This is a genomic window from Bradyrhizobium liaoningense, assembly GCF_018130825.1.
In the GTDB taxonomy this organism is placed as follows: Bacteria; Pseudomonadota; Alphaproteobacteria; order Rhizobiales; family Xanthobacteraceae; genus Bradyrhizobium; species Bradyrhizobium liaoningense_B.
Genome location: NZ_JAFCJS010000001.1, coordinates 1,214,666 through 1,240,672, shown reverse-complemented (window position 1 = coordinate 1,240,672; position 26,007 = coordinate 1,214,666). Strand labels below are relative to the sequence as shown.

Sequence of the window (26,007 nt, the reverse complement as noted above, 5' to 3'; positions counted from 1 at the left end):
GCCAATCGATGATACCTCAGGGGCGGGGGCTGTTTGAGGGGAGGATGTCATGGGTCTGCTGGTCATGATCCTGGGGCTCGTGCTGTTTTTCGCGGCCCATGTTTTCACCACGAAACGCGAGGCGCGCGCAGAGGCCATCGCAAGGCTGGGCGAGGGGACCTACAAGCTCCTCTACTCGGTGGTCTCGCTCGCGGGCCTGGCGCTGATCATCTGGGGCTTTTCGCATTATCGCAGCTCCGGCTGGATCGACGTCTGGTATCCGCCGAAGGCGCTGAAGCACATCACGCTGGCGCTGATGCTGCCCGCCGTCATCCTGGTGGTGGCCTCGTACTTGCGCGGCCGTATCTATGCGACGCTGAAGCACCCGATGCTGGCCGGCATCAAGCTGTGGGCGGCGGCGCATCTGCTCGCCAATGGCGATCTCGGCTCCATCATCCTGTTCGGCTCGTTCCTGGGCTGGGCGGTCTATGACCGCATTTCGCTGAAGCATCGCAAGGATGCCGGCGGCCCGCCGATTCCGGTGGGCGGCGTCACCAACGATCTGATCGCAGTTGCAGTCGGCGTCGTTGCCTATCTGGCGCTGGCGTTTGCCTTCCATCCCGTCGTGATCGGTGTTCCCGTCGTGGGGGTCTAGCCGATCGGCACAAGACAGGACCCTCACGTCCGTGCGCGGAAGATAACAAGAGCAACAAGCCGAGGGCATTTGGATGGACTGGTCGCAATCTCAGATTCCGCCGATGCGGTACGAGGCGCGCTTCGGCGATCGGGTTGTCCCGGCGTTCTGCGATCGGCCGGCAAGTCTCTGGGCGATGATCGCGGACGCCCGCGCCCGCAATGCGGACGGCGAAGCGCTGATCGCAGGCAATGTCCGGCTGAGCTGGCGGCAGGCGGTGGAGCAGGCCGCGCGGATCGCGGCGGGCTTGCGCAAGCTCGGCCTGCAGCGCGGCGATCGCGTCGCGATCCTGCTCGGCAACCGCGTCGAGTTTCCGCTGCTGCTGTTTGCCGCCGCGCATGAGGGCCTCGCCACGGTGCTGCTCAGCACGCGCCAGCAGAAGCCGGAGATCGCCTACGTCCTCGCCGATTGCGGCGCGAAGATCCTGATCTATGAGGCGGCGCTCGCCGAGCGGCTGCCCGAGGCGCCTGACGTCCCCGATGTGATCCACCGCATCGCCGTCGACGACGATCCGCATTTGTCGCGCTTTGCGGTGCTCGCCGACAATCCGCCGGCGCCGGTGCCGGTCGAGACGAGCGAAGAGGACACCGCGATGATCCTCTACACCTCGGGCACGACGGGCAAGCCGAAGGGCGCGATGCTCGCCCATTGCAACATCGCTCATTCCTCGATGGTGTTCGTGTCCTGCCTGCAATTGACGCAAGCGGATCGTTCCATCGCAGCCGTGCCGCTCGGCCATGTCACCGGCGTCGTCGCCAACATCACCACCATGATCCGCTGCGCCGGCGCGCTGATCATCATGCCGGAATTCAAGGCTGCCGATTATCTCAGGCTCGCCGCGCGCGAGCGCGTCACCTACACGGTGATGGTGCCGGCGATGTACAATCTCTGCCTGCTCCAGCCCGATTTCGACAGCTATGATCTGTCGAGCTGGCGCATCGGCGGCTTCGGCGGCGCGCCGATGCCGGTCGCCACCATCGAGAAGCTGAAGGCGACGATTCCCGGCCTCAAGCTGATGAACTGCTACGGCGCGACCGAGACGACGTCGCCCTCGACCATCATGCCGGGCGAATTGACGGCAAGCCATATCGACAGCGTCGGCCTGCCGTGTCCCGGCGCGCGCATCGTCGCGATGGATGCGGACGGGCGCGAGCTGCCTGCTGGCGAGATCGGCGAGCTCTGGATCCAGAGCGCCTCCGTCATCAAGGGCTACTGGAATAATCCGAAAGCCACCGCCGAGAGCTTCACGGCCGGCTTCTGGCATTCGGGCGATCTCGGCTCGGTCGACGCGCAAGGCTTCGTCCGCGTGTTCGACCGGCAGAAGGACATGATCAATCGCGGCGGGCTGAAGATCTATTCGGCCGAGGTCGAATCCGTGCTGGCGGGCCATCCCGCGGTGATCGAGAGCGCGATCATCGCCAGGGCCTGCCCGGTGCTGGGCGAGCGCGTCCACGCCGTGGTGGTGACGCGCGCACCGGTTGCCGACGCCGACTTGCGCGTCTGGTGCGCCGAGCGGCTGTCCGACTACAAGGTCCCCGAGACCATGGCGATCACCTCCGAGCCGCTGCCGCGCAACGCCAATGGCAAGGTGCTGAAGCGGCAGCTGCGGGAGCGCCTCGGAACCTGAGCCGGGCAGGCGGCTTTCCGGGCTTCTGCCGGGTGGTTAACGCCTTGATCGGGCTCGCTTTGCCTTGCCACCGCCATATCGTTAGGGTACCTCGCCGCCACACGGGGGACGGGATTCCTGACGCGAACGCCTTGGCGCGCGCACCCGGACGGGCATGGGATTAGCATAAGTGTCTGAATTATTTGACGAAGTCGACGAGGAAGTACGTCGCGAACAGCTCAAGAAGCTGTGGGAGAAGTATTCGATCTACTTCATTGCCCTGATGGTGCTGGTCGTGGCCGCCGTCGGCGGCTGGCGCGGTTACCAGTATCTGGAGGCCAAGAAGGCCGCCGAGGCCGGCGCAGTCTTCGAGAAGGCCGTGGAGCTGTCCGAGCAGGGCAAGCACGCCGAGGCCGAGACCGCCTTCACCGAGCTCGCCGCCAAGGCTCCCTCCGGCTATCGCACGCTGGCGCGGCTACGCGCTGCGGCCGAGGCTGCCAGCCGCGATCCCAAGGCGGCCGCCAAGCTGTATGACGACATTGCCGCCGACCGCGGTGTCGGCGGCGAATGGCAGGATCTGGCCAGGATCCGCGCTGCGGGCCTCCTGGTCGACAGCGCCCCCTACGCCGACATCCAGCAGCGGCTGGAGGCCTCGGCCACCCCCAAATCGACCTTCCGCCATACTGCGCGCGAGATGCTGGCGCTGTCGGCTTGGCGCAACAACGACATGACCGCGACCCGCAAATGGCTCGACGCGATCGCCGAGGACGGCGAGACGCCGCCGGGCCTGCGTTCCCGTGCCGAGGCGCTGGCGGCTCTGTTGCCGCCCGTCGCCAAAAGCTGACCAAGAGCTGACCGACGGGCTCTCTGACCTGACGAGATACGATATGCGCCGTACGCCACGCTTGATCGCAGCCGCCGTCCTGATCGCCTTCACCGGCGTCCTGGGCGGCTGCTCCAGCTTCGATCCAAGCGACATGCTCGACTTCCTCGACACCAAGAAGAAGCTGCCGGGCGATCGCAAGCCGGTCTTCCCCGAGGGCGTTCCCGGCCTCGAGCAGGGCGTCCCGAGGGAGATGTACAAGGGCGCGCAGCAGCAGCCGGATCCGAACGCGCCCGCCGTCGCGGCTCTGCCCGCCGAGCCGCCGCCTGAGCCGGCCAAACCGGCCAAGGGTGCCAAGGCGAAGAAGTCCCATCAGCCGGCCGCCGCGGCTGCACCGGCTGAGGCGCCTGCCGGCGAGGTCGATGGCGAGGCCCAGCCGGAGGCCGCGCCGCCCACCGCCGCGCCCCCGCCCAAGCAGAAGATCGTGCGCAAGCGCACCACCGCGCCGCCGCCGGATCAGCCGGTCCAGCAGGCGCAACCGACCCAGACCACGCAGCAGCAATCGCAGGGCGGCTTCCCGGCGCCGCTGCCGAGCGGCAGCTTCTCGCGCTAATAATTCCACCTGCATTGACAGGCGCAGCCCCGGCAGCGCACGAATGACCGATGTCCTTCACGATCGCCATCATCGGCCGGCCCAATGTCGGCAAGTCGACGCTGTTCAACCGCTTGGTCGGACAGAAGCTCGCGCTCGTCGATGACCTGCCGGGCGTCACCCGCGACCGCCGCGAGGGTGAGGCCAGGCTCGGCGACCTCCAGTTCACCATCATCGACACCGCCGGCCTCGACGAGGGCGCCAGGGGCTCGCTGACCGCGCGCATGCAGGAGCAGACCGAGACCGCGATCGCGCAGGCCGACGCGCTGTTCTTCGTGATCGATGCCCGCATCGGCCTCACGCCCACCGATCGCGCCTTCGCCGATTTCGCCCGCAAGGCCAACAAGCCGGTGCTGCTGGTCGCCAACAAGAGCGAAGGCAAGCATGGCGATGCCGGTGCGATGGAATCCTTCGCGCTCGGCCTCGGCGATCCCATCCAGATCTCGGCCGAGCACGGCGAGGGCATGGGCGAGCTGTACGATGCGCTCGCACAGCTTATGCCGGAGCCTGTCGAGGACGATGAGGTCGAGGACGACGAGCCGCTCTCCGAGGAGGAGGCCGCAACGCGCCCGATCCGCGTCGCCATCGTCGGCCGGCCCAATGCCGGCAAGTCGACGCTGATCAACCATCTGCTCGGCGAGGAACGTCTGCTCACGAGCCCGGAGGCCGGCACCACGCGCGATTCCATCGCGGTCGAGATCAACTGGAAGGGCCGCGATTTCCGCGTGTTCGACACCGCCGGCCTGCGCCGGCGCTCGCGCATCGAGGAGAAGCTGGAAAAGCTCTCGGTCGCCGACGCGCTGCGCGCGGTGCGCTTTGCCGAAGTCGTCGTGCTGATGATGGACACGCAGAACCGCTTCGAGGAGCAGGACCTCCGGATTGCGGATCTGATCGAGCGCGAGGGCCGCGCGGTCGTGCTCGCGGTCAACAAATGGGACCTGATGGAGACCAAGGGCGGCGGCGCGATCTCGGGCCTGCGCCGCGATGCCGATCACTGGCTGCCGCAGGTCAAGGGCGTGCCGATCGTCGCCGTCTCCGGCCTGATGGGCGAGGGCATCGATCGCCTGATGCAGGCGATCCAGGACGCCTACGCGATCTGGAACAGGCGCGTGCCGACCGCGGCGCTCAATCGCTGGTTCGAGCAGGCAATCCAGGCCAATCCGCCGCCCGCAGTGTCCGGCCGCAGGCTGAAGCTGAACTACATCACGCAGACCAAGGCGCGGCCGCCGAGCTTCGTGCTGTTCTGCTCGCGCGCGGACGCGGTGCCGCAGTCCTATTTGCGCTATTTGACCAACTCCATGCGCGAGACCTTCGAGCTGCCGGGCACGCCGGTGCGCATCACCCTGCGCGAGAAGGCCAATCCCTTCGCGCACAAGCGCAAGCGGCCGTCGTGAGCGACGGCGCCGGCGAGGCGACAGCGCAGGGCGCTGCGCCGGTCCGGCGCGGCGCGGTCGCCTTCATCTTCGTCACCATCCTGCTCGACATGGTCGCGCTCGGCGTGATCATGCCGGTCCTGCCAAAGCTGATCGAGGGCTTCGTCGCCAACGACACTGCGCATGCGGCGCGCATCTTCGGCGTGTTCGGCACCGCCTGGGCGCTGATGCAGTTCGTGTTCTCGCCGGTGTTGGGTGCGCTGTCGGATCGCTTCGGACGGCGTCCGGTGGTGCTGACGTCGAATTTCGGGCTCGCCGCCGACTACGTGCTGATGGCGCTGGCGCCGTCCTTGACCTGGCTGTTCATCGGCCGCGTGATCTCGGGCATCACCTCGGCCAGCATCTCGACCGCCTTTGCCTATATCTCCGACATCACGCCGCCGGAGCGCCGCGCGGCGGTGTTCGGCAGGATTGGCGCGGCCTTCGGCGCCGGCTTCATCCTGGGCCCGGCGCTGGGCGGCCTGCTCGGCGACATCGATCCGCGCCTGCCGTTCTGGGCCGCGGCGTGCCTAAGCTTTGCCAATGCGCTCTATGGCTTGCTCGTGCTGCCGGAATCGCTGGCGCCGGAAAGACGCGCGCCGTTCCGCTGGACGAGCGCCAATCCGGTCGGCGCGCTGCGTCTGCTCCGCAGCAACGCGGTCCTGGCCGGGCTGTCGATCGTCAATTTCATCGCGCAGGTCGCGCATGTCGTGCTGCCCTCGACCTTCGTGCTCTATGCGACCTATCGCTACGGCTGGGATTCCAAGACGGTGGGACTGACGCTGGCGATGGTCGGCATTTGCGCCATGGTGGTGCAGGGGCTCGCCATCGGCCCGATCGTGCGCGTGCTCGGCGAGCGAAAGGCCCTGTTGCTCGGCCTGTGCTGTGGCGCGATCGGTTTCGTGATCTTCGGGGCTGCGCCGACCGGGCCGCTGTTCTGGATCGGCATTCCCGTGATGTCGCTGTGGGGCATCTCGGGCGCCGCCATGCAATCGCTGATGACGCGGCTGGTCGCGCCCGATCAGCAGGGCCAGCTGCAGGGCGCAACCGCCAGCGTGCAGAGCGTGTCGCAGCTCGTCGGCCCGTTCCTGTTCACGCTGACATTTTCCTATTTCATCGGCGCCGGCGCGCCGCTGCATCTGCCAGGCGCGCCGTTCCTGCTCGCGGCGGTGCTGATGGTGATCTGCGTGGCGATCGCGGTGCGGGCGCTGGCCGCAACGAAGGCGGTCTCGTAGGGTGGGCAAAGGCGCGCAAGCGCCGTGCCCACGATCTGTCCATGATGCCAAGACGTGGTGGGCACGCTTCCGCCTTCGCTCTTCGAGCTACGGCGGACAAGTCGCTTTGCCCACCCTACGGCGGTTGTTCCTGAGCCAATAACGAGAATGCCCGGGACAAGCCCGGGCATGACGTCGTTGGGGCTGAGTGCGACCGCTACGCGGTCACTTCTTCACCAGCGGGCAGTCGCTCGCCTCGAGCGGCTTGGCCGCGTCTTCCGGCGCGATGGTAGCGACCAGCTTGTAATAGTCCCACGGTCCCTTCGACTCCTCCGGCTTCTTCACTTCGAAGAGATAGGCCGGGATGAGACGGCGGCCGTCGGCGCGGAGCGGGCCCTTGCCGAACAGCGGATCGTCGGTCGGCAGCTCCTTCATCTTGGCGACGACCTTGGCGCCGTCATGCGGATTGCTGCCGATCGCTTCCATCGCCTTGAGATAATGCAGCACGCCGGCGTAGAGGCCTGCCACGGTCATCGACGGCATGGCGTTCTTCGGCGACACCTTCTGGAAACGCTTCGACCATTCACGGGTCTTGTCGTTGAGATCCCAATAGAAGGATTCGGTGAAGGTCAGGCCCTGCGCGGTCTTCAGGCCGAGCGAATGCACGTCGGTGATGAAGAGCAGCAGCGCCGCGAGCTTCTGGCCGCCCTGGACGATGCCGAACTCGGAGGCCTGCTTGATCGCGTTGGTGGTATCACCGCCGGCATTGGCAAGCCCGATCACCTTGGCCTTGGACGATTGCGCCTGGAGCAGGAACGACGAAAAATCGGAGCTGTTGAGTGGATGCTTGACGCCGCCGAGCACCTTGCCGCCATTGGCGGTGACGACTGCCGAGGTGTCGCGCTCGAGGGCGTGACCGAAGGCATAGTCGGCGGTCAGGAAGAACCAGCTGTCGCCGCCGGCCTTGGTCAGCGCCTTGCCGGTGCCGTTGGCGAGCATGTAGGTGTCGTAGGTGTAGGAGATGGTGTTCGGCGTGCAGGCCTTGCCGGTGAGATCAGCGGTGGCCGCGCCCGAATTGAGCAGCACCGAGTTCTTTTCCTTGACGAGGTTGTTGACCGCGAGCGCCACGCCGGAGCTCGGCGTGTCCGAGATGACGTCGACCTTGTCGTTGTCGATCCATTGGCGGGCGATGTTGACGCCGATGTCGGGCTTGTTCTGGTGGTCGCCGGAGAGGACCTCGATGGTCCAGCCCTTGGCCTTCAGGCCGGAATCCTCGACCGCCATTTTCACCGCCGCGACCGAGTTGGGGCCGCCGATGTCGGCGTAGAGGCTCGACATGTCGTTGAGCACGCCGATCTTGACGGTCTTGTCCTGCGCGTAGGCGGATGTTGCAAAACCGAAGGTGGCGCATGCCAGAAAAGCCGCAGTGCGGCGCGCGAGCGTCGTCATAAAAGGTCTCCTCCATTGTCAAATATTCGGATGGCTCTCTTGCGGAGCCTTGTTCCTGTCGATGGCTCTACCGTGTCCCACGGCCGGCCGCAATGCACCTAAATGCGGATGACGCTGCGTCGTAGCGTCATCCGTCGGTTAACTTTTGGGCAAAATGCGTTGAGACGCTATTTCAGCGCGTCCGATGTCAGCTTGAATTTCTGGATGCGTTTTCCGGTATCGACCTCGGCGGTATAGACGTTACCTTGGCGTCGATCGCCATGGCATGCACCCAGTGGAACTGGCCGGCGTTGCGGCCGCTGTGCCCGAAGCTGCCGACGACGCTGCCGTCGTCGCGCTTGATGACCCTGATCTCGTTGTTCTCGCCGTCGGCGCTGAGCAGCCAGGTCTGCTTCGGATCGGGCCAGATCGCGATGTCCCATACCGCGCCGTTGCCGAGCGTGTTCTTCTCGAAGAAGAACTCCTTCACGAAGGTGCCGTCCTTCCTGAACACCTGGATACGGTTGTTGATGCGATCGCAGACATAGACGAGGCCGTCATTGGCGAGCTTGACGCAGTGGACGGGGTTGCCGAATTGCTGCGCGACCGGGGCCTTGGGATCGTAGGGACCCTGCTTGTCGTCGCTGGGCTTGTTGCCGTAGGCGCCCCAGTGCCGCTTGTAGGCGAGCGTGGTCGCGTCGAACACGATGACGCGGCGGTTGCCATAGCCGTCGGCGACGTAGATCTCGTTTGCCTCCTTGTCGATCGCGGTCTCCGCGGGCTTGCCGAGCTGCGTCGTGTCGTTGCTGCCGAGGCTCGGCGCGATCTTGCCGATCTGGGCGACGAACTTGCCGTCGAGCGTGAACTTCAAAATCGCGTTGTCGTTGTCGGCGTTGCCGCCGATCCAGACGAAGCCGCGCTCGTCGACCTCGATGCCGTGCTCGCGGCCGACCCATTCATAGCCTTCGCCCGGACCGCCCCATGAGCGCAGCAAATTGCCGTCGCTGTCGAATTCGAGGACGGGCGGCGCCGACACGCAGCATTTCGAACGCGGCGGGTTGAGGCTCGCACCCTTTTCGTCATCGGTGAGCGAGCGCGGGCGGTGGATCACCCAGATGTGGCCCTGCCAGTCGACGGTGATGCCGCCGACCTGGCCGAGAATCCAGTTGTTCGGCAGCGGCTTTGGCCAGGAGGGCTCGACCGCGAAGGTCGGCACGTCACCTGCAGTCGCGGTGCCAGGAAGCATGAACGCGATGGCTGCGATCAGGATGGAAAAGGCGTGAGAGACATTCGCGAGCGCACGCGAAAAACCTGCGCGATCATGCCATGGCGCCATGGCAACCTCCCTTTTTGTTGGCTTGCGGCTTGCTGCCGCTTAAGCGCAGGCAGTCAATCGCGGGGAGGTGCTCGAGTCAATCAGGCCGGCGAGCGGAAGCCCATCAGGGTCCGGGTCTTGTAATCGTAGAACTTGCCGGTCTCGGTCCAGCCGGGCGCGCACAGCGGCACGATGAACTCGGCGACCTGCTCGGGCGTGTCCAGCGTCGCCGGATCCTCGCCCGGCATCAGGGTGGCGCGCATGCGGGTGCGGATCGGCCCCGGGTTGAACAGGTTGACGCGCAGAGCCGTGTTCGCGGTCTCCTGCGCCCAGGCGCGCGCCAGCGTTTCCAGCGCTGCCTTGGAGGCGGCGTAGGGGCTGACATAGGCGGTCGCCTTGTTGGCGGCGCCCGAGGTGATGAACACGGCGCGCCCGGCATCGGACTGCTTCAGCAGCGGCTCCATGCAGCGGATCAGCTGGAAATTCGCGGAGACGTTGATCGCCATCACGTCGTTGAAGGCCTTCAGCTCGATATGGCCGATTGGCGAGGAGGGGCCGAGCACGCCGGCATTGCCGACGAGGATGTCGAGCTTGCCATAGCGCTCGTGCAGGCCGGCGCCGAGCCGCGCGATGCCGTCGGAATCGGTGAGATTGAGCGGCACAAGCGTGGCGTTGCCGCCCTCTTTACGGATCTCGTCGTCGAGCTCTTCCAGCCCGCCTTGCGTGCGCGCCGTCGCCACGATATGCGCACCGGCCTTGGCCAGCGCCTTTGCGGTGGCGAAACCGATGCCGCGCGAGGCGCCGGTGACGAGAGCGATGCGGTCGGCGAGGGGCTTTGTCATGGCGGGGTTTTACAGGCGTGGACGGCCGGGACAAGCCCGGCCATGACGGAATTTTGCTCTGCGCGCCTTAGCTGCCGCCGCCCGACTGGATATTGTCGCTGTTGGTTCCGTTTCCCGAGCCGTCGGGGGTTACCTTCATGCCTTGCCTGAAGGCGAAGACAATAAAGCCGACCAACACCACTCCGCAGAGAATGGCGATGGTCAGCTGCATCGGCGTGCCCTTGCGTCAGCTCGCTTCCGCCAGCAGGGACAATTGCCGCGGCTGCGGCTCGGTCTGGGTCTGGTCGGTGAGGTGGGTCGGATAGGCCCCGGTGAAGCAGTGGTCCGAGAACTTCGGATTGGCGGGGTCGCGGCCGGGCTCGCCCATGGCGCGGTACATGCCGTCGATCGACAGGAAGGCGAGCGAGTCGGCGCCGATGATCTCGCGCATCTCCTCCAGCGAATGCGTCGCCGCGAGCAGGCCGCCGCGGTCGGGCAGGTCGATGCCGTAATAATCGGGGTAGAGGATCGGGGGCGAAGCGAGACGGAAGTGGACTTCCTTGGCGCCGGCATCGCGCATCATGCGCACGATCTTCTTCGAGGTGGTGCCGCGCACCAGGGAGTCGTCGATCAGGATGATGCGCTTGCCTTCGATCGCGGCGCGGTTGGCCGAGTGCTTCATGCGCACGCCGGATTCGCGGATCGCCTGGGTCGGCTGGATGAAGGTGCGGCCGACATAGTGGTTGCGGATGATGCCGAGCTCGAACGGCACGCCGGAATACTGGCTGTAGCCGACCGCGGCGGGCACGCCGGAATCCGGCACCGGCACGACGACGTCGATCGGCACGTGGCTCTCGCGCGCGAGCTGCGCGCCGAAGGCCTTGCGCACCTCGTAGACCGAGCGGCCGTGGACGATGGAATCCGGCCGCGAGAAGTAGATGTATTCGAAGATGCAGGGGCGCGGCGCCATCGGCGGGAACGGCTTGTGGATGTCCTGGCCGTTCTCGTCGAACACGATGACTTCGCCGGGCTCGATGTCGCGCACGAAGCGCGCGCCGATGATGTCGAGCGCGCAGGTCTCCGAGGTCAGGATCGGGCAGCCGTCGAGCTCGCCGAGCACGAGCGGGCGGATGCCGCGCGGGTCGCGCGCGCCGACCAGCTTCTTGTTGGTGAGCGAAACCAGCGCATAGGCGCCTTCGATCTCGCGCAGCGCGTCGATGTAGCGCTCGATGAAGCGGGCGCGCTTGGAGCGCGCGACCAGGTGCAGGATCACCTCGGTGTCGGTGGTCGACTGCATCATCGCGCCGTGCTTCACGAGCTCGCGGCGCAGGGTCAGGCCGTTGGTGAGGTTGCCGTTATGGGCGACCGCAAGGCCGCCGGCGTTGAGCTCGGCGAACAGCGGCTGCACGTTGCGCAGGATGGTGGCGCCGGTGGTGGAGTAGCGGACATGGCCGACCGCGACATTGCCGGGCAGGCGGTCGATCACCTCGCGGCGGGAGAAGGTATCGCCGACGAGGCCGAGACGGCGTTCCGAATGAAAGCGGCTGCCGTCGTAGGAGACGATGCCGGCGGCTTCCTGGCCGCGGTGCTGTAGGGCGTGGAGGCCGAGCGCGGTGATGGCGGCCGCGTCGGGGTGACCGTAGATGCCGAAGACGCCGCACTCCTCGCGCAGCGTATCCCCTTCCAGATCGTCCTGAAGCTCAACCGCGGCTGAGCCGAGATCACGTTGGGCGTCCTGGTCAGGGTGTCGCATCTCGTCCGTGCCTCTCTGTTGTTCAGTCAACCTTGGGCTCTATCAACGCACCGCGGGCTTCTCGATCAGCTTCTTCATGCCGTCACGAGCAGATTTACTGTATCCGTCGCCACTGCCCGAAGGCTGCTGCTCGGAATCAGCTTGATCATCATCTGGTTTGTTTTTCTTGAATCTCTTCAAGATGGTGTTCTCGGGGTCGTCAGGCAAGAGGGCCATTAGCCAATCCCCGGTTCCCTGGAGCACGACACGGGATTTTGCCCCCGTGACCCAGTCCGGGCGCTGCTTGTCCGGCACCAGCCAAGTGAAGAACAGGAACGCGACCACGACGATCAAAAGCCCGCGAGCGAGGCCAAACAGGAAGCCGAGGGTGCGATCCAGCGCACCGATACGCGAATCCAGGATCATGTCGGAGATCCGGACCGTGATCACGGACACCACGACGAGGGTACCGACGAACACGCCGGCCACCACGACGACGCTCGCCACCGTGTCGTTGTTGAAATAGGTCTTTGCGGTCGGCAGCAGCTTCGAGAACGAGTACAGCGTCACAATCGCGGCGGCGCCCCAGGCCGCGATCGACAGGATTTCGCGCATGAAGCCGCGGACCATCGCGAGCAGGCCCGAGATCAGCATCACACCGAGCAGGATCAGGTCGAGGAGTGTTACTGGCATCGGCTGGTCTGGTCCGCTCGTACTTCAAAGGTGCTCAGCGAATCGGTGTTTGGCCGCCGCCCTAAAAGAGGGGCAGACGGCGTTCCCGGCAAGGCCGCAACCACGCAATCCCATGCTGCTTTTGTGACGGCTGTATAGCGGCGGGGGCCTCCGACGTCACCTCCGGCTACCCCTCTCCACGGCGGAATCTTGCCGGTGTGGCATTTTTCTCTGCGGATCCGCCGGATTCGCCCCGGCGGGAGCCCTTGGCTGCGATCTCGGCCACCAATGTGGTCAGGCTGTTGACCGCGTTCAGGGACAGTCCGGCGTCGCCGCCAGCATCGCCGCCACGGGCCGATTCGGGCAGCACAGCGCGTTTGAAGCCGAGCTTGACCGCTTCCTTGAGCCGGGCGGGGGTCTGCGCCACCGGGCGGATGACGCCGGAGAGCGAAATCTCACCGAAATAGACCGCATCGGTGGGTAACTGCGCATTAACCAGGGACGAAACCAGCGCGGCCGCAGCGGCCATATCGGCCGCTGGCTCGTGGATACGCAGGCCGCCCGCGACGTTCAGATAGACGTCATGGCCGGACAGCTTGACCCCGCAATGGGCCTCCAGCACCGCCAGCACCATCGAGAGCCGGCTCTGATCCCAGCCGACCACGGCGCGGCGCGGGGTGCCGAGCGAGGTCGGGGCGACCAGTGCCTGCAATTCGACCAGGACGGGCCGCGTGCCCTCGATGCCCGCGAAGACTGCGGTCCCGGGCGTGCCGAGATCGCGCTCGGACAGGAACAGCTCGGACGGGTTGGTGACTTCGCGCAAGCCCAAGCCCGTCATCTCGAACACGCCGATCTCGTCGGTCGGGCCGAAGCGGTTCTTGACGGCGCGGAGGATGCGGAATTGCTGCGAGCCTTCGCCCTCGAACGACAGCACCGCATCGACCATGTGCTCGACCACGCGGGGGCCTGCGATCTGGCCGTCCTTGGTGACATGGCCGACCAGGATGATCGCAGCGCCCGTCTTCTTGGCGAAGCGGATCAGGGCCTGCGCCGAGGCGCGTACCTGGGTCACCGTGCCGGGCGCGGATTCCACCGTGTCGGTCCACATGGTCTGGATCGAGTCGATCACGATCAGCCGGGGCACCGCGCCTTCCGACAGCGTCGAGACGATGTCCTCGACCGAGGTCTCGGCGGCGAGCTGCACCGGCGCATCCGAAAGCCCGAGCCGCTCGGCACGCAGCCGCACCTGCGCCACCGCCTCTTCGCCGGAGATGTAGACGATGCGATGGCCCGCGCGCGCCATCATGCTGGTTGCCTGCGTCAGCAATGTCGATTTGCCGATGCCGGGATCGCCGCCGACGAGCAAAACGGAGCCGCGGACAAAACCGCCGCCGGTGACGCGGTCGAGCTCGGTCATCCCTGAGGACAGGCGCGGGGCATCCGGGCTCTTGCCGGCAAGGCTCTCGAGCGCAAACGTCCGGCCCTTGCGCTTGGAGCGGATCGAGACCGGCACGCTGCCGCTGGTGTCTTCTTCGGCGAGCGTATTCCACTCACCGCAGGACTCGCACTTGCCCTGCCAGCGGTTATAGGCCGCGCCGCAGTTCTGGCAGACGAAGGAAAGCGTGTTCTTGGCCATCGGGGGGACGGTTGAGTCGGAGGTTTCAGGGGTCTGCTGATAGCACGGAATGGCGGGCTTTGAGGCTGCTCACCCGGCGCCCAATACCGCAATTCATCGCAACCGATACACCCTTTGTTAGCTCTAGGAAGCCGCGCCGCGCCGGACTTTGCCAAATGTTAGCGGACATAGGCCCAATTTCGGAACCGATACGGGATGGCGCCAATAATGACGATATTTTTGCGGATAGTGCTCGCCGTGGGCATGGCCTGCGGCGTCCTGGCGTCGGCCGGCCATATCGCGGCGGCTGATGCCAAGTCCCTGAACATCGTCTTCGTGAGCCCCGGCAAGACCGGTGAAGTCTACTGGGACATGGTCGCCCAGACCATGCGGGTCGCCGGCCGCAAGCTCGATGCGCAAGTCGAGGTGCTGACCAGCGAGCGCAATTACCGCACCATGCAGGAACTCGGGCTCGGCGTGGTCGCGCGTGCCGACAAGCCCGACTTCCTCATCCTCTCGAACGAGGAATCCGCCGCCGTTCCGATCCTGGAGGCGGCCGAGGCCGCCGGGGTCAGGACGCTGCTGCTCTCGAACACGCTGATCGGCGAGGACGCAGTGCGCCTCGGGCCGCCGCGCCAGAAGCTCAAGACCTGGCTCGGCGACATCACGACCGATCTTCAAACCGCGGGTGCGCGGATGGCGAACGCGCTGATCAGCACGGCGCGCGCCGAGAAATGGCAGAGCCCGGACGGCAAGATTCACATTCTCGGCATCGGCGGCGACGAGATCACGCCGGCCTCGATCGCCCGCAACGCCGGTCTCAAGCTTGCCGCGGACGCCGCGCCCGACGTGGTGGTGGACCGGATGCTGTTTGCCAATTGGACGCAGTCCGAGGCCGAGCAGGTCACGGCGAATTATCTGGGCTGGGCTGCGCGCAAGGAGATCCGGCCCGCCGGCATCTGGGCCGGAAACGATCCGATGGCGCTCGGCGCGCTCCGCGCGATCAGCGCGGCCGGCCTCGTGCCCGGCCGCAACATCGAGGTGGTCGGCCTCAACTGGTCGGAGGAGGCGCTGCGCGAGATCAAGGCCGGCCGTCTGCTGTTGAGCGACGGCGGGCACTTCCTGCTCGGCGGCTGGTCGATCGTTCTGCTCCGCGACTACGCCGATGGCTGCGATTTCGCCGACCTTTCGCCCCGGGTCGAGGTCAAGACATCCGCGATCACACGCGACAATCTCGGCTCGGTCGGCGACCTCATCAAGACGCGCGCCTTCGACCGGATCGATTTCTCGCGGTTCAGGGCGAAGGCAGGACATTGCGGCCAGTATGACTTTTCCCTCGATGCGCTCATCTCGTCCCTGGCGCTTCCGGACGGCGCCGGCGACTGATGCGCGAGGATGAGGCGATGACCGATCCGGATCGCAACGCGCAAGGTGCGCCACGGCGCTTGCGCTCGGTGGTCCGCGCGATGATCTGGGCCACCGTGCCGGTCCTGCTGCTGGTGCAATTGCTCGCCTCCGCCGGCGTCGAGGCTACGAACTTCTGGTCGCAGATACGGCAGCTCGACGCCCGCATTGCCCGCACCGCCGAGAGCCGCGCCGAGCTGATCGCCGAGCCGCTCTGGAAGATGCGTTACGACCAGGTCACGGGCGTGCTCAACGAGATCATGCACGACGAGACCATCGCGGCGGCGGCCGTCTATGACGACACCGGCGTTGCGATTGCCCGCGTGGTGGCGCGCCCCGCGGACCAGGTCGCGGAAATCTCGCGCCCGATCAAGTACAGTAACGGCAACATCGCCGTGCAGGCCGGACGCATCGCGATCGCCTATTCCTATGGGACCGTGTATGCCGACACCGGCAGTCGGCTGATGTTGCTTCTCGTCGTCGGCCTGCTCGCAACGCTCGCCACCATGGTGGCGATGCGCATCTCGGCCAATATCTTCATCGGCAAGCCGCTCGCCGCGATCATGTCGGCGATCCAGCGCAGCAAGCAGGATGGCCGCGCCTATCCGGCCGATATCAGGTCGTCGAACGAATTCGGCCAGCTCGCGCAGGCCTTCAACGCCATGCAGCACACGACGTCGGGCGCGCTCGACCGGCTCGGGCACATGGCCTCGCACGACCCGCTCACGGGCCTGCCCAACCGGCGCTCGCTGTCCGAGCGCCTGGTGACCCTGAGCGGCGATGCCGGTTCGCCGGACTCGCTGATCGCCTTTTGTTTCATCGACCTCGACGACTTCAAGGGCATCAACGACACCTTCGGCCACGATGCCGGCGACAGGTTCCTGGTCCACATCTCCGAGCGTCTTCGCGAGGCGGTGGAGCCGCAGGATTGGGTCGCGCGGCTCGGCGGCGACGAATTCGTGGTGATCCGCCCCGAGGTCAGCAACGAAGCGACCGCGCAGGCCTTCGCACGCCAGCTGCTGGATGCGATCTCGGAGCCGATCCGGCTGCACGACAAGCAGGTGGTGCCGCGCGCCAGCATCGGGCTTGCCGTCCGTCGCGCCGGCGATCCCGAATTGTCGCATCTGCCGGCGCTCGCCGACATCGCGCTCTACCATGCCAAGAGCAAGGCGCCCGGCACCGTCGCGGTGCTGGACGAAGCGCTGCAGCGCGACTACCGCCGCCGCAGGGAGCTCGAGCTTGCCATTCCCGCAGGGTTTGCCGAGGGACAGTTCGAGGTCTGGTATCAGGGCCAGGTCGACCTCGACAGCGCGGCCGTCGTCGGCCTCGAGGCGCTCATTCGCTGGCGCCATCCCGACCATGGCGTGATCGGCCCCGGCGAATTCCTGCCGCTGATCGAGCGCAGCGGCAACAATGCCCGCCTGACGCGCTATGTGCTGACCGACGCCTGCCGCGCGCTGCAACGTCTGGCCGCCGCCGGCAGGCCGGATATCAGGATCGCGATCAATCTGCCGCCGTCCGAGCTTGCCGACCATTCGCTTGCCGCCGAGCTGCGCGCGACCTGTGCGCGTTTCGATGTCGCGGCATCGATGCTCGAGCTCGAGATCACCGAGGGCTCGCTGATCAACAATATCGCCAGCGCCTCCGAGACGTTGCATCGCCTGCGGCGGCTCGGAGCCACGATCGCGCTCGATGATTTCGGCACCGGCTACTCTTCGCTCGCTCATCTCAGGCGCTTTCCGCTCGACAAGGTCAAGATCGACAAGGCGTTCATCAGCGAGATTCCCGATAGCGCCGAAGACAAGGCGATCGTCGGCGTCATTGCCTCGCTTGCGGGCACGCTGGGACTGACCCTGGTTGCCGAAGGCATCGAGCGGGCCGAGCAGGCCGCGGCCATGCGCGAGATGGGTGTGACGCTCGGGCAGGGCTATCTCTACCACCGGCCACAGCCGCTCGCGGCTGTGCTGCAAGGGCTCGAGGGCCGCGTTCGCGTCGACAGCCCGTCGATCGCGCCTGAGTTCGCCGCCTGAGCGCCGTTCGTTACGGCTGCGCCGCGTTCCAGAGCATCGAGAGCCCGGCCGCGATCATGATCGCGTCCATCAAGAGGCGGAACACGTCCGGCTTCAGGTGCAGCACGAAGCGCTTTGCGATGAAGGCGCCGGACATCAGCGAGGCCCCCGCGATCAGGCCTTTGACGAAGACGTCGCCCGTGAGCGCGCCGAAACGCTCGAAGGTCACGGACTTTGCGAAATAGAGCCCGAGCGAGGAGGCGGCCTCGGTGGCGAGGAAGGCGCCCTTGGAGAGGCCGTAGAACAGGAACAGCGGCACGCTGAGCGGGCCGGTCGAGACCACGATGCCGGTGAGATAGCCGATGATCGCGCCGCCGATGGCGAGATGCCAGAGATTGGCCTTGAGGTCATGCCGCGCCAGCCAGTGCCGCACCGGCACCATCACGATCAGGAAGGTGCCGATGGCGAGATCCACGGCGTGCGAGGGCAGGGCCAGCAGCGTCCGCGCTCCGAGCGCGGCGGCCGGAATGCCCGTGACCGAATAGGCCGCGCAGGCCCGCCAGTCGACCTCACGCCACCAGGCCAGGATCCGCGAGAAATTCGCCATCACGGAGGCGACCGCCATGATCGGCACGGCCTCCTTCGGCCCATAGGCATAGACCAGCACCGGCATCAGCATGATCGACGAGCCGGTGCCGACGATGCCTGAGATGGTGCCGGCGAGCAGGCCGACGGTGAGGACGAAGAGAAAGGCCAAGGGCAGGGCTCCGGGAATCGGGCGAGTGTAGCCGGGGCAGGCGTTGTGCGCGAATGCAGTTGCTGCACACCCGGTGTCGTCCCGGCGAAGGCCGGGACCCATACCCCCCGAGCGAAGTCGCGGCCCGAACCGGTAACTCCAGGTCTTCGCAAAACTATTGCTGCGGCGTATGGGTCCCGGCCTTCGCCGGGACGACATTGGAAGGCGATGCTTAGGCCGTCTAGGTCAGCGATGAGATCGCGCCACGCGTCGGCATGCCAGTCTGCGCACCGGGCTTGAGGCACTTTTGGGCCGCCGCTTCGCATCCGACCTGGAGGGCGATTTGCAGTGGAACCTTCTCGCTGAGCATCGCCGCAAACGCGCCGGCGAAGGTGTCGCCGGCCCCGGTCGTGTCGACCGGCGTGATGCGCAGGGCGGACGCGCGCAAACGGGTTCCGTCCGCTGTGACAGCCAGGGCACCTTGCGCGCCGGCGGTCACGATGCAGGTGAGGTCGCCGGCCTTCGCGAGGTCCGCGGCTGCGGCTTCGTAATCGACCGTCGCAAGGCCAATGGCCATGGCGGCATCGAGCGCCTCGTGCTCGTTGACGAGGAGATAGTCGGTCACGGCGAGAATTTCCGTCACCATCTCACGCGTCATCTTCTCCGGGACCGGCGCGAGATTCCAGATCACGGTCCCGGAAGCCGTATTTGTCCGACGCGCCGCTGCCAGCGCCTGTGCGAACGGCACCTCCATCTGCAGCACGAGCACCGTGTCGGGCCTGAAAAGCTCGGCCGGCAGGTCACCGGCGCTAGCAGTCAAGTTGGCGCCGCTGGCGACCGTGATTGCGTTCTCGCCGGATTGGTCAACCGTGATGAAGGCGCAGCCGGTGGGCTCGTCGCCCCCGACGACGAAAGTCGTGTCGACGCCGTTCGTCCGGAGGTTCTCGATCGCGCTGTCGCCAAATCCGTCCCGGCCGACGCGGCCCGCCATCCGGACCGGTCCTGCTCCAGCGATCCGCGCCGCGGCGACGGCCTGGTTGGCGCCCTTGCCGCCGAAATGCGTCTGATAGGACGGTGCGAGCACCGTCCGGCCGGGCCCGGGGATGACCGGGACCTGCGCGACCAGATCGATATTGAGCGACCCGAACACCAGGATCATGAGGGGATGTCAGCCTTGCTCGTCCATGACGCGCAGCTTCTCGACGCGGCGGCGGAAATCCTCGTCGGTGGAGAACTCGGCAGAGAGGTAGGACGAGACGAGGTCGACCGCGAGCCAGGCGCCGACGATCTGCGCGCCGATGCACATGACGTTCACATCGTCATGCTCGACGCTCTGATGCGCCGAATGCACGTCGTGGCAGACCGCGGCACGGATGCCCTTCATCTTGTTGGCGGCGATCGAGGCGCCGACGCCGGTGCCGCAGACCATGATGCCGCGCGCGGCTTCGCCCGAGGTCACCTTCTGCGCCACCGCCCGCGCGATATCGGGGAAATCCACTGGCTTGTCGTCATAGGAGCCGACGTCGACGATCTCGTGGCCGAGCTTGCGGATGTGGTCGATGACAGTCTGTTTGAGCGGCCAGCCGGCGTGGTCGGATCCGATGACGAGACGCATGTGATGTCCTTCTTGATTTGGCAATGGCCGTGACAGCCGCAAAACGGCTGTCACGGGTCTCCTTGGTTTCAGCTACGCATGTCCGCCGGCAGATCGACGCCGTGGAATTTCTTGTAGATCGCGTTGAGCTTGCCGTTCTTGACGTTCTCGGTGATCCAGGCGTTGAGCTTGTCCATCAGGCGCTGCTCGCCCTTCTTCAGGCCGATGGCAAGGTCGAAGGTCGCCAGCGGAATCCGGGACTCGAACACGCGCGAGGGATTCTTCACGCCGATCTGGTTGATGATCGTCGCGGACGAGCCGACGCAATCGACCTGGCCGGACACGGCCGCCGTCACCATGGTGGCGTCGTCGTCGTAGCGGGCGATCTTGAGATCCTTGTCCTTCATGTTGGACAGGGTGGTGTCCTGCGTGGTGCCGCGCGAGACGCCGATCGACTTGTCCTTCACGTCGGGCCAGTCCTTGACGGTCGACGACTTCAGGCAGCCGACGTCGGATTGCAGCGTCGCATAGCGCTTGGTGAAATCGATCACCTTGGCGCGCTCGGGCGTCACCGACAGGGTCGAGATGATGATGTCGGCCTTTCCGGTGAGGACGTTGGGGATGCGGGTCGCGCCCGTGGTCTGGATGAACTCGAGCTCGAGCCCCCAGTCCTTGGCGAGCAGCTGCGCAACTTCCACATCCGAGCCGGTCGGCTTCATGCTCGAGTCCATCATGCCCGAGGGCGGGATGGCGAGGTCGGTCGAGATGCGGATCTTCTTCGCCTGGGTGATGTCGTCGAGCAGATCGGCCGATGCCGGCGTGGCCGCCATCATGATGAGGCCGCACAACGCGGCGGCGGTGCCCAGCAATGTCCTATTTGTCATTCTTGGTTCTCCTCTCCCTGTTATGATTTTAGATTTCCCGTCCCCACGAATTGCGTGAGTTCGGGCGTGGTCGGCGACGTCAGGATCGAGGCGGGTCCGGTCTCGTGGACCTTGCCGCGATGCATGAAGACGATCCGGTCGGCGATGCCCTTGGCAAAGCCCATCTCGTGGGTGACCATCACCATGGTCATGCCGTCGGCCGCGAGTTGCTCGATCACCTTCAGCACCTCGGCGGTGAGCTCGGGATCGAGCGCGGAGGTGACCTCGTCGAACAGCATGACCTTCGGCTGCATCGCCAGCGAGCGGGCAATCGCCGCGCGCTGCTGCTGGCCGCCGGAGAGTTGCTCGGGATAGGCGTGCAGCTTCTCCTCGAGCCCGACCTGCGCCAGCACTTTTCGCGCGAGATCCCTGGCCTGGGCCGTCGCAATGCCCTTCACCGCGCAAGGTGCGAGCGTGATGTTCTGCTCGATCGTGAGATGCGGAAACAGATTGTAGCTCTGGAACACGATGCCGACGTCCTGGCGCAATGCGCGCAGGTCGACGTCGGGACGGTCGACGCGGTGGCCGCAGACGACGATCTCGCCGCCGTCGACCTTCTCGAAACGGTCGATGCAGCGCAGCGCCGTGCTCTTGCCGGAGCCGGAGCGGCCGATCAGCGCCAGCACCTCGCCGCGTTCGACGGCAAAGGAGACGCCGTCGAGCACCCTGAGCGGGCCGAAGCTCTTCTGCACGTCGCGGAGCGACACGATGGGTTCGGAGGAGATAGCGTTCTGCTGCATGTCAGGCCGGTGCGAGGTTGGACCTGCCGCGCCCCATCCGCCGCTCCAGCCTCTGGCTGAACAGCGACAGCGGATAGCACATGGCGAAATAGGTGACGGCGATGATGGCGTAGATGGCGAACGGCTCGAACAGCGAGTTGTTGACGATCTGGCCCGAGCGCATCAGCTCGACGAAGCCGACCACCGAGGCGAGCGAGGTGTTCTTGATGATCTGCACCATGAAGCCGACAGTCGGCGGCGTCGCGATGCGGATCGCCTGCGGCAGGATCACCTTCATCATGCGCTGGGTCCGGGTCAGCGCGAGGCCTTCGGCGGCCTCCCATTGCGGCTTCGGCACGGACTGGATGCAGCCGCGCCAGATTTCGCCGAGATAGGCGGCGACGTAGAGCGTCAGCGAGGCGCTTGCGGCCGTGAGCGGCGAGACCTTGAGGCCGATAGCGGCGAGGCCGAAATAGCCGAGGAACAGGATGACGAGCAGCGGCGTACCCTGAACGAGCTGGACATAGGTTGCGCTGGCGAGCCGCACCGACTTCAGCGGCGAGATGCGCGCGAGCGCGATGACGAAGCCGACGATGCCACCGCCGATCAGCGCGATCACCGACAGGCCGATGGTCCAAAGCGCGCCCTGGCCGAGGAACATCAGATGATTGATGTTGAGATGTCCGCCCATGCTCATCTCACAGCGGCGTGCCGAGCTTGCGCCGGCGCGGGAACAGCACGAGGCCGAGGCCCCAGAAGCCCGCGCGCATCACCAGCGACAGGATGACGTAGAGCACGGCGACGATGATGTAGGTCTCGAACGCGCGATAGGTGTCCGACTGGATGTAGTTGGCGACCGCGGTGAGCTCCTCGGCCGAGATCTGCGAGCAGACCGAGGAGGCCAGCATCAAGAGCACGAACTGGCTGGTCAGCGCCGGATACACCTTCTCGACTGCCGGGAGCAGGATGATGTGCCAGTAGATCTGGAGCCGCGACAGCGCCAGCCCTTCGGCCGCCTCGATCTGTCCGCGCGGGATCGCCTCGAAGCCGGCGCGCATGATCTCGGCGGTGTAGGCGCCGACATTGATGGTCAGCGCGGCCACCGCGACCGCGAAGGCGGAGAACTTCAGCCCCAGGCTGGCGAGGCCGAAATAGACCAGGAAGATCTGCACCAGGAGCGGCGTGTTGCGGATGGTCTCGACATAGGCCTTGCAGGCGCCTGCGATCAGCGCGTTGTGCGTGCCGCGCCCGACCGCCGCGAGCGTGCCGAGCAGGGCGCCGAGCACCGTCGCGAAGGCCGCCAGCTCCAGCGTGAGGACGGCGCCGGCGAGAAAACTCGGCCAACGCTCCAGCACTGCGGGAAAGTCGAGTTGCAGGCTCATCGCCGTTGCTTCAGCCGGTGGTCTGGTTGGTCATGCGGTCATAGACACGGAACAGCGCCTGGTTGCCGTTGCTGCCTTCGCCATGGGCGCGCGCATCGACATATTGGCTGGTGACCAGCGCGGTGCCGGGCAGCGGCACGTTCAATGCCTGCGCGTGCTCCTGCACCAGGCGCAGGTCTTTGAGCTGCAGATCAATCCGGAAGCCGGCGGATACGTCGCCCGCGATCATCGCCGGGCCGAGCTTGTCCAGCATCCAGGAGGCGGCGGAGCCGCCGAGCAGCACATGGCGCAGCAGGTTGAGATCGAGGCCCGAAGCGCGTCCGAGCGCCAGCGCTTCGCAGATCGCCTGGATGTTGATGCCGCAGATCAGCTGATTGCAGAGTTTCACGGTCTGGCCGGCGCCTGCCGCGCCGACATGGGTGATGGTGGTGCCCATCGCGCGGAAGAACGGCTCGGCCTGCGCGAAGGCAGCCGCATCGCCGCCGGCCATGATCGAGAGCGCCGCGTTCTTGGCGCCCACGGGCCCGCCTGAGACCGGCGCGTCGATGAAGCCGACGCCGACCTTCTGCAGGTCGGCATGGATGCGGCGGACCGCGACCGGTGAGATCGTGCTCATGTCGACGATGAGCTTGCCTGATGGAGGAGACTTCAGCAGGCCGTGCTCGCCGTAAATGGTCGCCTCGACATGCGGCGTGTCGGGAAGCATGGTGATGACGATGTCGGCGCTTTCAGCGGCATCGGCGGGACTGTTGGCGCGCGTCGCGCCGTCCTTGACGCTATCGGTGAGTGCGGTCTCGTTAAGATCGAAGGCGCGCACGGCGTGGCCGGCCTTGAGCAGGTTGCGCACCATCTCCCGGCCCATCGTGCCGATGCCGATGAAGCCGACAATGCCCTTGTCGTTCCGTCCCATGTTATCGATCCGTTTCTTGGTTAGTTTCTTGGTTCGTCAGCGATCAGCGCGAGGCGCTGGTCTTGTCGATGTCGCCGACGACGGCGCGCCGCCGGTATTCGTCGCCGATGGCAAAATGCTTGCGCAGCGTCGCGTCCGCGCGCTCGGGATCGCGCGCGATGACGGCTTCGAAGATGCGGCGGTGGTCGTCGATCAGATAGGTCTTCATCGACGGGAAGGCCTGCACCAGCTCGCGGCGGCTGCGATGCGAATGCGTCAACAGGCCCGCCATCGAAGAGTGCAGCACCGTCAGCGTCTCCGAATGCGATGCGACGACGATGGCGCGATGGAATTCGAAATCGGCCATGCCGCCGGCATCGGCTTCGTCGATCGTCTCCCCGATCCTGGCGAGCGCGCGCTGCAGGCGCTCGAAATCGGCAATGTTGGCGCGCTCGCAGGCGAGCCGGATCGCCTGGCATTCGATCGCGACGCGCGCCTGCATGACGTCGTCGAGCATGTCGGCCTGCTGGGCCAGCGCGAAGGTGAAGAAGTCGTTCAGCACGGAGACATCAGGCCGGGTCACCACGGTGCCGATGCGATCGCGGATCTCGACGATGCCGAGCACGGTGAGGGCGCGCAGCGCCTCGCGGACGATCGGTCGGCTGACGCCAAGCAGGGTTGCCAGCTCGCGTTCGGAGATCAGGCGGTCGCCCGGCTTGAGCGAGCCCGCAAGCAGGCGCTCGCGCAGGAAGGCGAACACCTTCTCGAACCCTTTTTCGCCCTCAGTGGTCCGCTTGAGCTCCATCCCAATCCCGTTTGGTCTGATCTTGGTCAGACCAGTATGCTAACCAAGCGGCCGAGGTCAAGGGGTTCGGTCGCTTGGCCGGGAGGCGGGCGAGGGCTTCAACAAGTGCTGCTAAGGCATTGAATCGCCTAGGGCCGGCTACTGTGCATGGGGTTGTTTTTCGTGTTTTTGTTGGACCGACCAAGGAAGCCGCCGACGAGCCTTGCTGCTGACAGCATGTTGGCAGCAGCGGCCGGCTACGACCATCTCCTGACAAACGGGGAGAGCGGGTCATGCCGATCGAGGCAAGCTGTCATTGCGGTGAGACGGTGTTCGAGGTGACGGAGGCGCCTTCGGGCGTCACGCGCTGCACCTGCTCGCTCTGCGCCAAGCGCGGCGCGCTGTGGGCCTATTACACGCCGGCGCAGTTTCGCCTGCTGTCACCGGCGGACAATGTCGCGACCTATCTCTGGGGCAGCCGCACGGTCAAACATCACTTCTGCGCCAATTGCGGCTGCGGCACATATTCGGAATCGCCGGACTGGTCGAGCGGCAAGCCCGACTTCGACAATCCCAAGGTCGCGGTGAACGCGCGCCTGTTCGACGATTTCGATCTCGATGCGGTGGCGGTGAACATGATCGACGGTAAGAATTTGTGGTGAGCGTGAAAGGCGCGCCTCTCTGCTGCGCGACCTCCTCTTGAGGTCGTTTTGAAAAGCTGGTTTGTTTCCGGCTCTAGAAAAACGGGAGGAAATCCATGATGCGTCTCTTTGCGCGAGTGGTGCTTGCAATGTGTCTGGCCGTTGCAACCGGCTTCAATGCACAGGCGCAGACCAAGCCGAAGGTCACGTCGCTCGGACCTGACTTCCCCAAGGCGGCGCTGTTCGTCGGCAACAGCTTCTTCTACTACAACAACGGCATGCCCGGGCATCTCACCTTCATGGAGCGGGCAGCCGATGCCGCCAACAAGGCGGCCTATCGCAACACCATGGTCACGATCGGCGGCTCCGGCCTCGACTGGCACGACATGGAGAATCTGCTGCGGCCGGCCGGCATCGGCGCCTATTCCTTCGACGAGCAGAACGTCGTGATCTTCAACAAGCCGGGCAGGCAGTACGACGCCGTCGTGATGATGGATTGCAGCCAGTGCCCGATCCATCCGCAATTGAAGGACGCGTTCACGACCTTCGCGAAGAAGGACAGCGAGATCGTCCGCGCCCACGACATGCGGCCGGTGTTTTTTATGTCCTGGGCCTATGCCGACAAGCCGGAGATGACGGAAGCGTTGGCCGAGGCCTATACGCTCGCCGGCAACGCCAATGATGCGCTCGTCATTCCCGCCGGTCTCGCCTTCGCGCGCGTGCGCAAGCTTGTGCCCGAGCTCAATCTCTATGCGCCGGACAAGCGGCATCCGAGTCCGGCAGGCACGTATCTGGCCGCGTGCGTGACATTCGCCGCGCTGAGCGGCCGCACGCCGGTCGGCAATTCCTACAACATGGGGCTGCATGCGGAGACGACGCAGCTGCTGCAGAAGGCGGCGTGGGACACGGTGCAGGACTATTACGGGCGGTGATCCGATCTCGGCCGTAGGGTGGATTAGCGAA

Annotated in this window: 25 protein-coding genes and 1 pseudogene; 10 read left to right on the top strand and 16 right to left on the bottom strand. The window is 65.9% G+C overall.

Annotated features, from left to right (window positions below; genetic code table 11):
• The first annotated feature begins 49 nt into the window (after positions 1 to 49).
• The 6 genes from JQ603_RS06070 to JQ603_RS06045 all read left to right on the top strand — a co-directional run bounded on the left by JQ603_RS06070 (position 50) and on the right by JQ603_RS06045 (position 6,401).
• A complete protein-coding gene (locus tag JQ603_RS06070) occupies positions 50 to 634 on the top strand; it encodes an NnrU family protein (RefSeq protein WP_212337342.1) in 585 nt (194 codons plus the stop codon).
• Between the two features lie 73 nt (positions 635 to 707).
• Positions 708 to 2,300, top strand: a complete 1,593-nt coding sequence (locus tag JQ603_RS06065) for a class I adenylate-forming enzyme family protein (RefSeq protein ID WP_212337340.1) — start codon at positions 708 to 710, stop codon at positions 2,298 to 2,300.
• A gap of 169 nt (positions 2,301 to 2,469) precedes the next feature.
• Positions 2,470 to 3,123, top strand: coding sequence for a tetratricopeptide repeat protein (locus JQ603_RS06060; RefSeq protein WP_212337338.1), 654 nt, complete (start codon positions 2,470 to 2,472; stop codon positions 3,121 to 3,123).
• 43 nt (positions 3,124 to 3,166) lie between these two features.
• Positions 3,167 to 3,715 carry a hypothetical protein gene (locus JQ603_RS06055; RefSeq protein WP_212337336.1) on the top strand — a complete coding sequence of 183 codons (549 nt, stop codon included), beginning with the start codon at positions 3,167 to 3,169 and terminating at the stop codon, positions 3,713 to 3,715.
• Between the two features lie 50 nt (positions 3,716 to 3,765).
• On the top strand, positions 3,766 to 5,148 hold the full coding sequence (gene der / locus JQ603_RS06050) for a ribosome biogenesis GTPase Der (RefSeq protein WP_212337335.1): 1,383 nt from the start codon (positions 3,766 to 3,768) through the stop codon (positions 5,146 to 5,148).
• Positions 5,145 to 6,401 carry a TCR/Tet family MFS transporter gene (locus JQ603_RS06045; protein ID WP_212337333.1) on the top strand — a complete coding sequence of 419 codons (1,257 nt, stop codon included), beginning with the start codon at positions 5,145 to 5,147 and terminating at the stop codon, positions 6,399 to 6,401. The genes der and JQ603_RS06045 overlap by 4 nt, the downstream gene beginning before the upstream one ends.
• A gap of 204 nt (positions 6,402 to 6,605) precedes the next feature.
• On the opposite strand, the gene JQ603_RS06040 is transcribed toward JQ603_RS06045, so the two are convergent.
• The 7 genes and pseudogenes from JQ603_RS06040 to radA form a co-directional block, all read right to left on the bottom strand.
• The gene (locus JQ603_RS06040; protein WP_212337331.1) at positions 6,606 to 7,829 is read right to left on the bottom strand and encodes an ABC transporter substrate-binding protein; all 1,224 of its coding nucleotides are present in this window, start codon (positions 7,827 to 7,829) and stop codon (positions 6,606 to 6,608) included.
• 167 nt (positions 7,830 to 7,996) lie between these two features.
• Positions 7,997 to 9,144 (bottom strand): annotated as a pseudogene (locus JQ603_RS06035) (hypothetical protein).
• 80 nt (positions 9,145 to 9,224) lie between these two features.
• Complete coding sequence (locus tag JQ603_RS06030; RefSeq protein WP_212337329.1) at positions 9,225 to 9,965, bottom strand: SDR family NAD(P)-dependent oxidoreductase; 741 nt, start codon at positions 9,963 to 9,965, stop codon at positions 9,225 to 9,227.
• A 67-nt stretch (positions 9,966 to 10,032) separates the two neighbouring features.
• Positions 10,033 to 10,176, bottom strand: a complete 144-nt coding sequence (locus tag JQ603_RS06025) for a hypothetical protein (RefSeq protein ID WP_212337327.1) — start codon at positions 10,174 to 10,176, stop codon at positions 10,033 to 10,035.
• Positions 10,177 to 10,191: 15 nt separating this feature from the next.
• Positions 10,192 to 11,697 carry an amidophosphoribosyltransferase gene (purF, locus tag JQ603_RS06020; protein WP_212337326.1) on the bottom strand — a complete coding sequence of 502 codons (1,506 nt, stop codon included), beginning with the start codon at positions 11,695 to 11,697 and terminating at the stop codon, positions 10,192 to 10,194.
• Between the two features lie 42 nt (positions 11,698 to 11,739).
• Positions 11,740 to 12,369, bottom strand: a complete 630-nt coding sequence (locus JQ603_RS06015; RefSeq protein WP_212337324.1) for a CvpA family protein — start codon at positions 12,367 to 12,369, stop codon at positions 11,740 to 11,742.
• 166 nt (positions 12,370 to 12,535) lie between these two features.
• Positions 12,536 to 13,984: a DNA repair protein RadA gene (gene radA / locus JQ603_RS06010; RefSeq protein ID WP_212337322.1), complete on the bottom strand. Its 1,449-nt coding sequence runs from the start codon at positions 13,982 to 13,984 to the stop codon at positions 12,536 to 12,538.
• Between the two features lie 207 nt (positions 13,985 to 14,191).
• Between radA and JQ603_RS06005 the strand changes: the two genes are divergently transcribed.
• Positions 14,192 to 15,349, top strand: a complete 1,158-nt coding sequence (locus JQ603_RS06005) for an ABC transporter substrate-binding protein (RefSeq protein WP_245003384.1) — start codon at positions 14,192 to 14,194, stop codon at positions 15,347 to 15,349.
• A complete protein-coding gene (locus JQ603_RS06000) occupies positions 15,349 to 17,397 on the top strand; it encodes a putative bifunctional diguanylate cyclase/phosphodiesterase (protein WP_212337318.1) in 2,049 nt (682 codons plus the stop codon). The genes JQ603_RS06005 and JQ603_RS06000 overlap by 1 nt, the downstream gene beginning before the upstream one ends.
• A gap of 10 nt (positions 17,398 to 17,407) precedes the next feature.
• Here the strand turns inward: JQ603_RS06000 and JQ603_RS05995 are convergent, their stop codons facing one another.
• From JQ603_RS05995 to JQ603_RS05955, 9 genes are all read right to left on the bottom strand, one after another.
• A complete protein-coding gene (locus tag JQ603_RS05995) occupies positions 17,408 to 18,133 on the bottom strand; it encodes a sulfite exporter TauE/SafE family protein (protein WP_212337316.1) in 726 nt (241 codons plus the stop codon).
• A gap of 220 nt (positions 18,134 to 18,353) precedes the next feature.
• Positions 18,354 to 19,271, bottom strand: a complete 918-nt coding sequence (locus JQ603_RS05990) for a ribokinase (RefSeq protein WP_212337314.1) — start codon at positions 19,269 to 19,271, stop codon at positions 18,354 to 18,356.
• Positions 19,272 to 19,280: 9 nt separating this feature from the next.
• Complete coding sequence (gene rpiB / locus JQ603_RS05985; protein ID WP_212337312.1) at positions 19,281 to 19,727, bottom strand: ribose 5-phosphate isomerase B; 447 nt, start codon at positions 19,725 to 19,727, stop codon at positions 19,281 to 19,283.
• 68 nt (positions 19,728 to 19,795) lie between these two features.
• The gene (locus tag JQ603_RS05980) at positions 19,796 to 20,590 is read right to left on the bottom strand and encodes a transporter substrate-binding domain-containing protein (protein WP_212337310.1); all 795 of its coding nucleotides are present in this window, start codon (positions 20,588 to 20,590) and stop codon (positions 19,796 to 19,798) included.
• Between the two features lie 20 nt (positions 20,591 to 20,610).
• Positions 20,611 to 21,369, bottom strand: coding sequence for an amino acid ABC transporter ATP-binding protein (locus JQ603_RS05975; RefSeq protein WP_212337308.1), 759 nt, complete (start codon positions 21,367 to 21,369; stop codon positions 20,611 to 20,613).
• Position 21,370: 1 nt separating this feature from the next.
• Positions 21,371 to 22,039 carry an amino acid ABC transporter permease gene (locus JQ603_RS05970; protein WP_212337306.1) on the bottom strand — a complete coding sequence of 223 codons (669 nt, stop codon included), beginning with the start codon at positions 22,037 to 22,039 and terminating at the stop codon, positions 21,371 to 21,373.
• A gap of 7 nt (positions 22,040 to 22,046) precedes the next feature.
• A complete protein-coding gene (locus JQ603_RS05965; protein WP_212337304.1) occupies positions 22,047 to 22,730 on the bottom strand; it encodes an amino acid ABC transporter permease in 684 nt (227 codons plus the stop codon).
• 10 nt (positions 22,731 to 22,740) lie between these two features.
• Positions 22,741 to 23,640, bottom strand: coding sequence for an NAD(P)-dependent oxidoreductase (locus JQ603_RS05960; RefSeq protein WP_212337302.1), 900 nt, complete (start codon positions 23,638 to 23,640; stop codon positions 22,741 to 22,743).
• Positions 23,641 to 23,683: 43 nt separating this feature from the next.
• The gene (locus JQ603_RS05955) at positions 23,684 to 24,424 is read right to left on the bottom strand and encodes a FadR/GntR family transcriptional regulator (protein ID WP_212337300.1); all 741 of its coding nucleotides are present in this window, start codon (positions 24,422 to 24,424) and stop codon (positions 23,684 to 23,686) included.
• Between the two features lie 272 nt (positions 24,425 to 24,696).
• On the opposite strand from JQ603_RS05955, the gene JQ603_RS05950 reads away from it, so the two are divergent.
• Positions 24,697 to 25,065 (top strand): GFA family protein, encoded by a 369-nt coding sequence (locus tag JQ603_RS05950; RefSeq protein ID WP_212337299.1) that lies wholly within the window; start codon positions 24,697 to 24,699, stop codon positions 25,063 to 25,065.
• Positions 25,066 to 25,160: 95 nt separating this feature from the next.
• Positions 25,161 to 25,976: a DUF4886 domain-containing protein gene (locus tag JQ603_RS05945; protein ID WP_212337297.1), complete on the top strand. Its 816-nt coding sequence runs from the start codon at positions 25,161 to 25,163 to the stop codon at positions 25,974 to 25,976.
• Positions 25,977 to 26,007 lie beyond the last annotated feature (31 nt).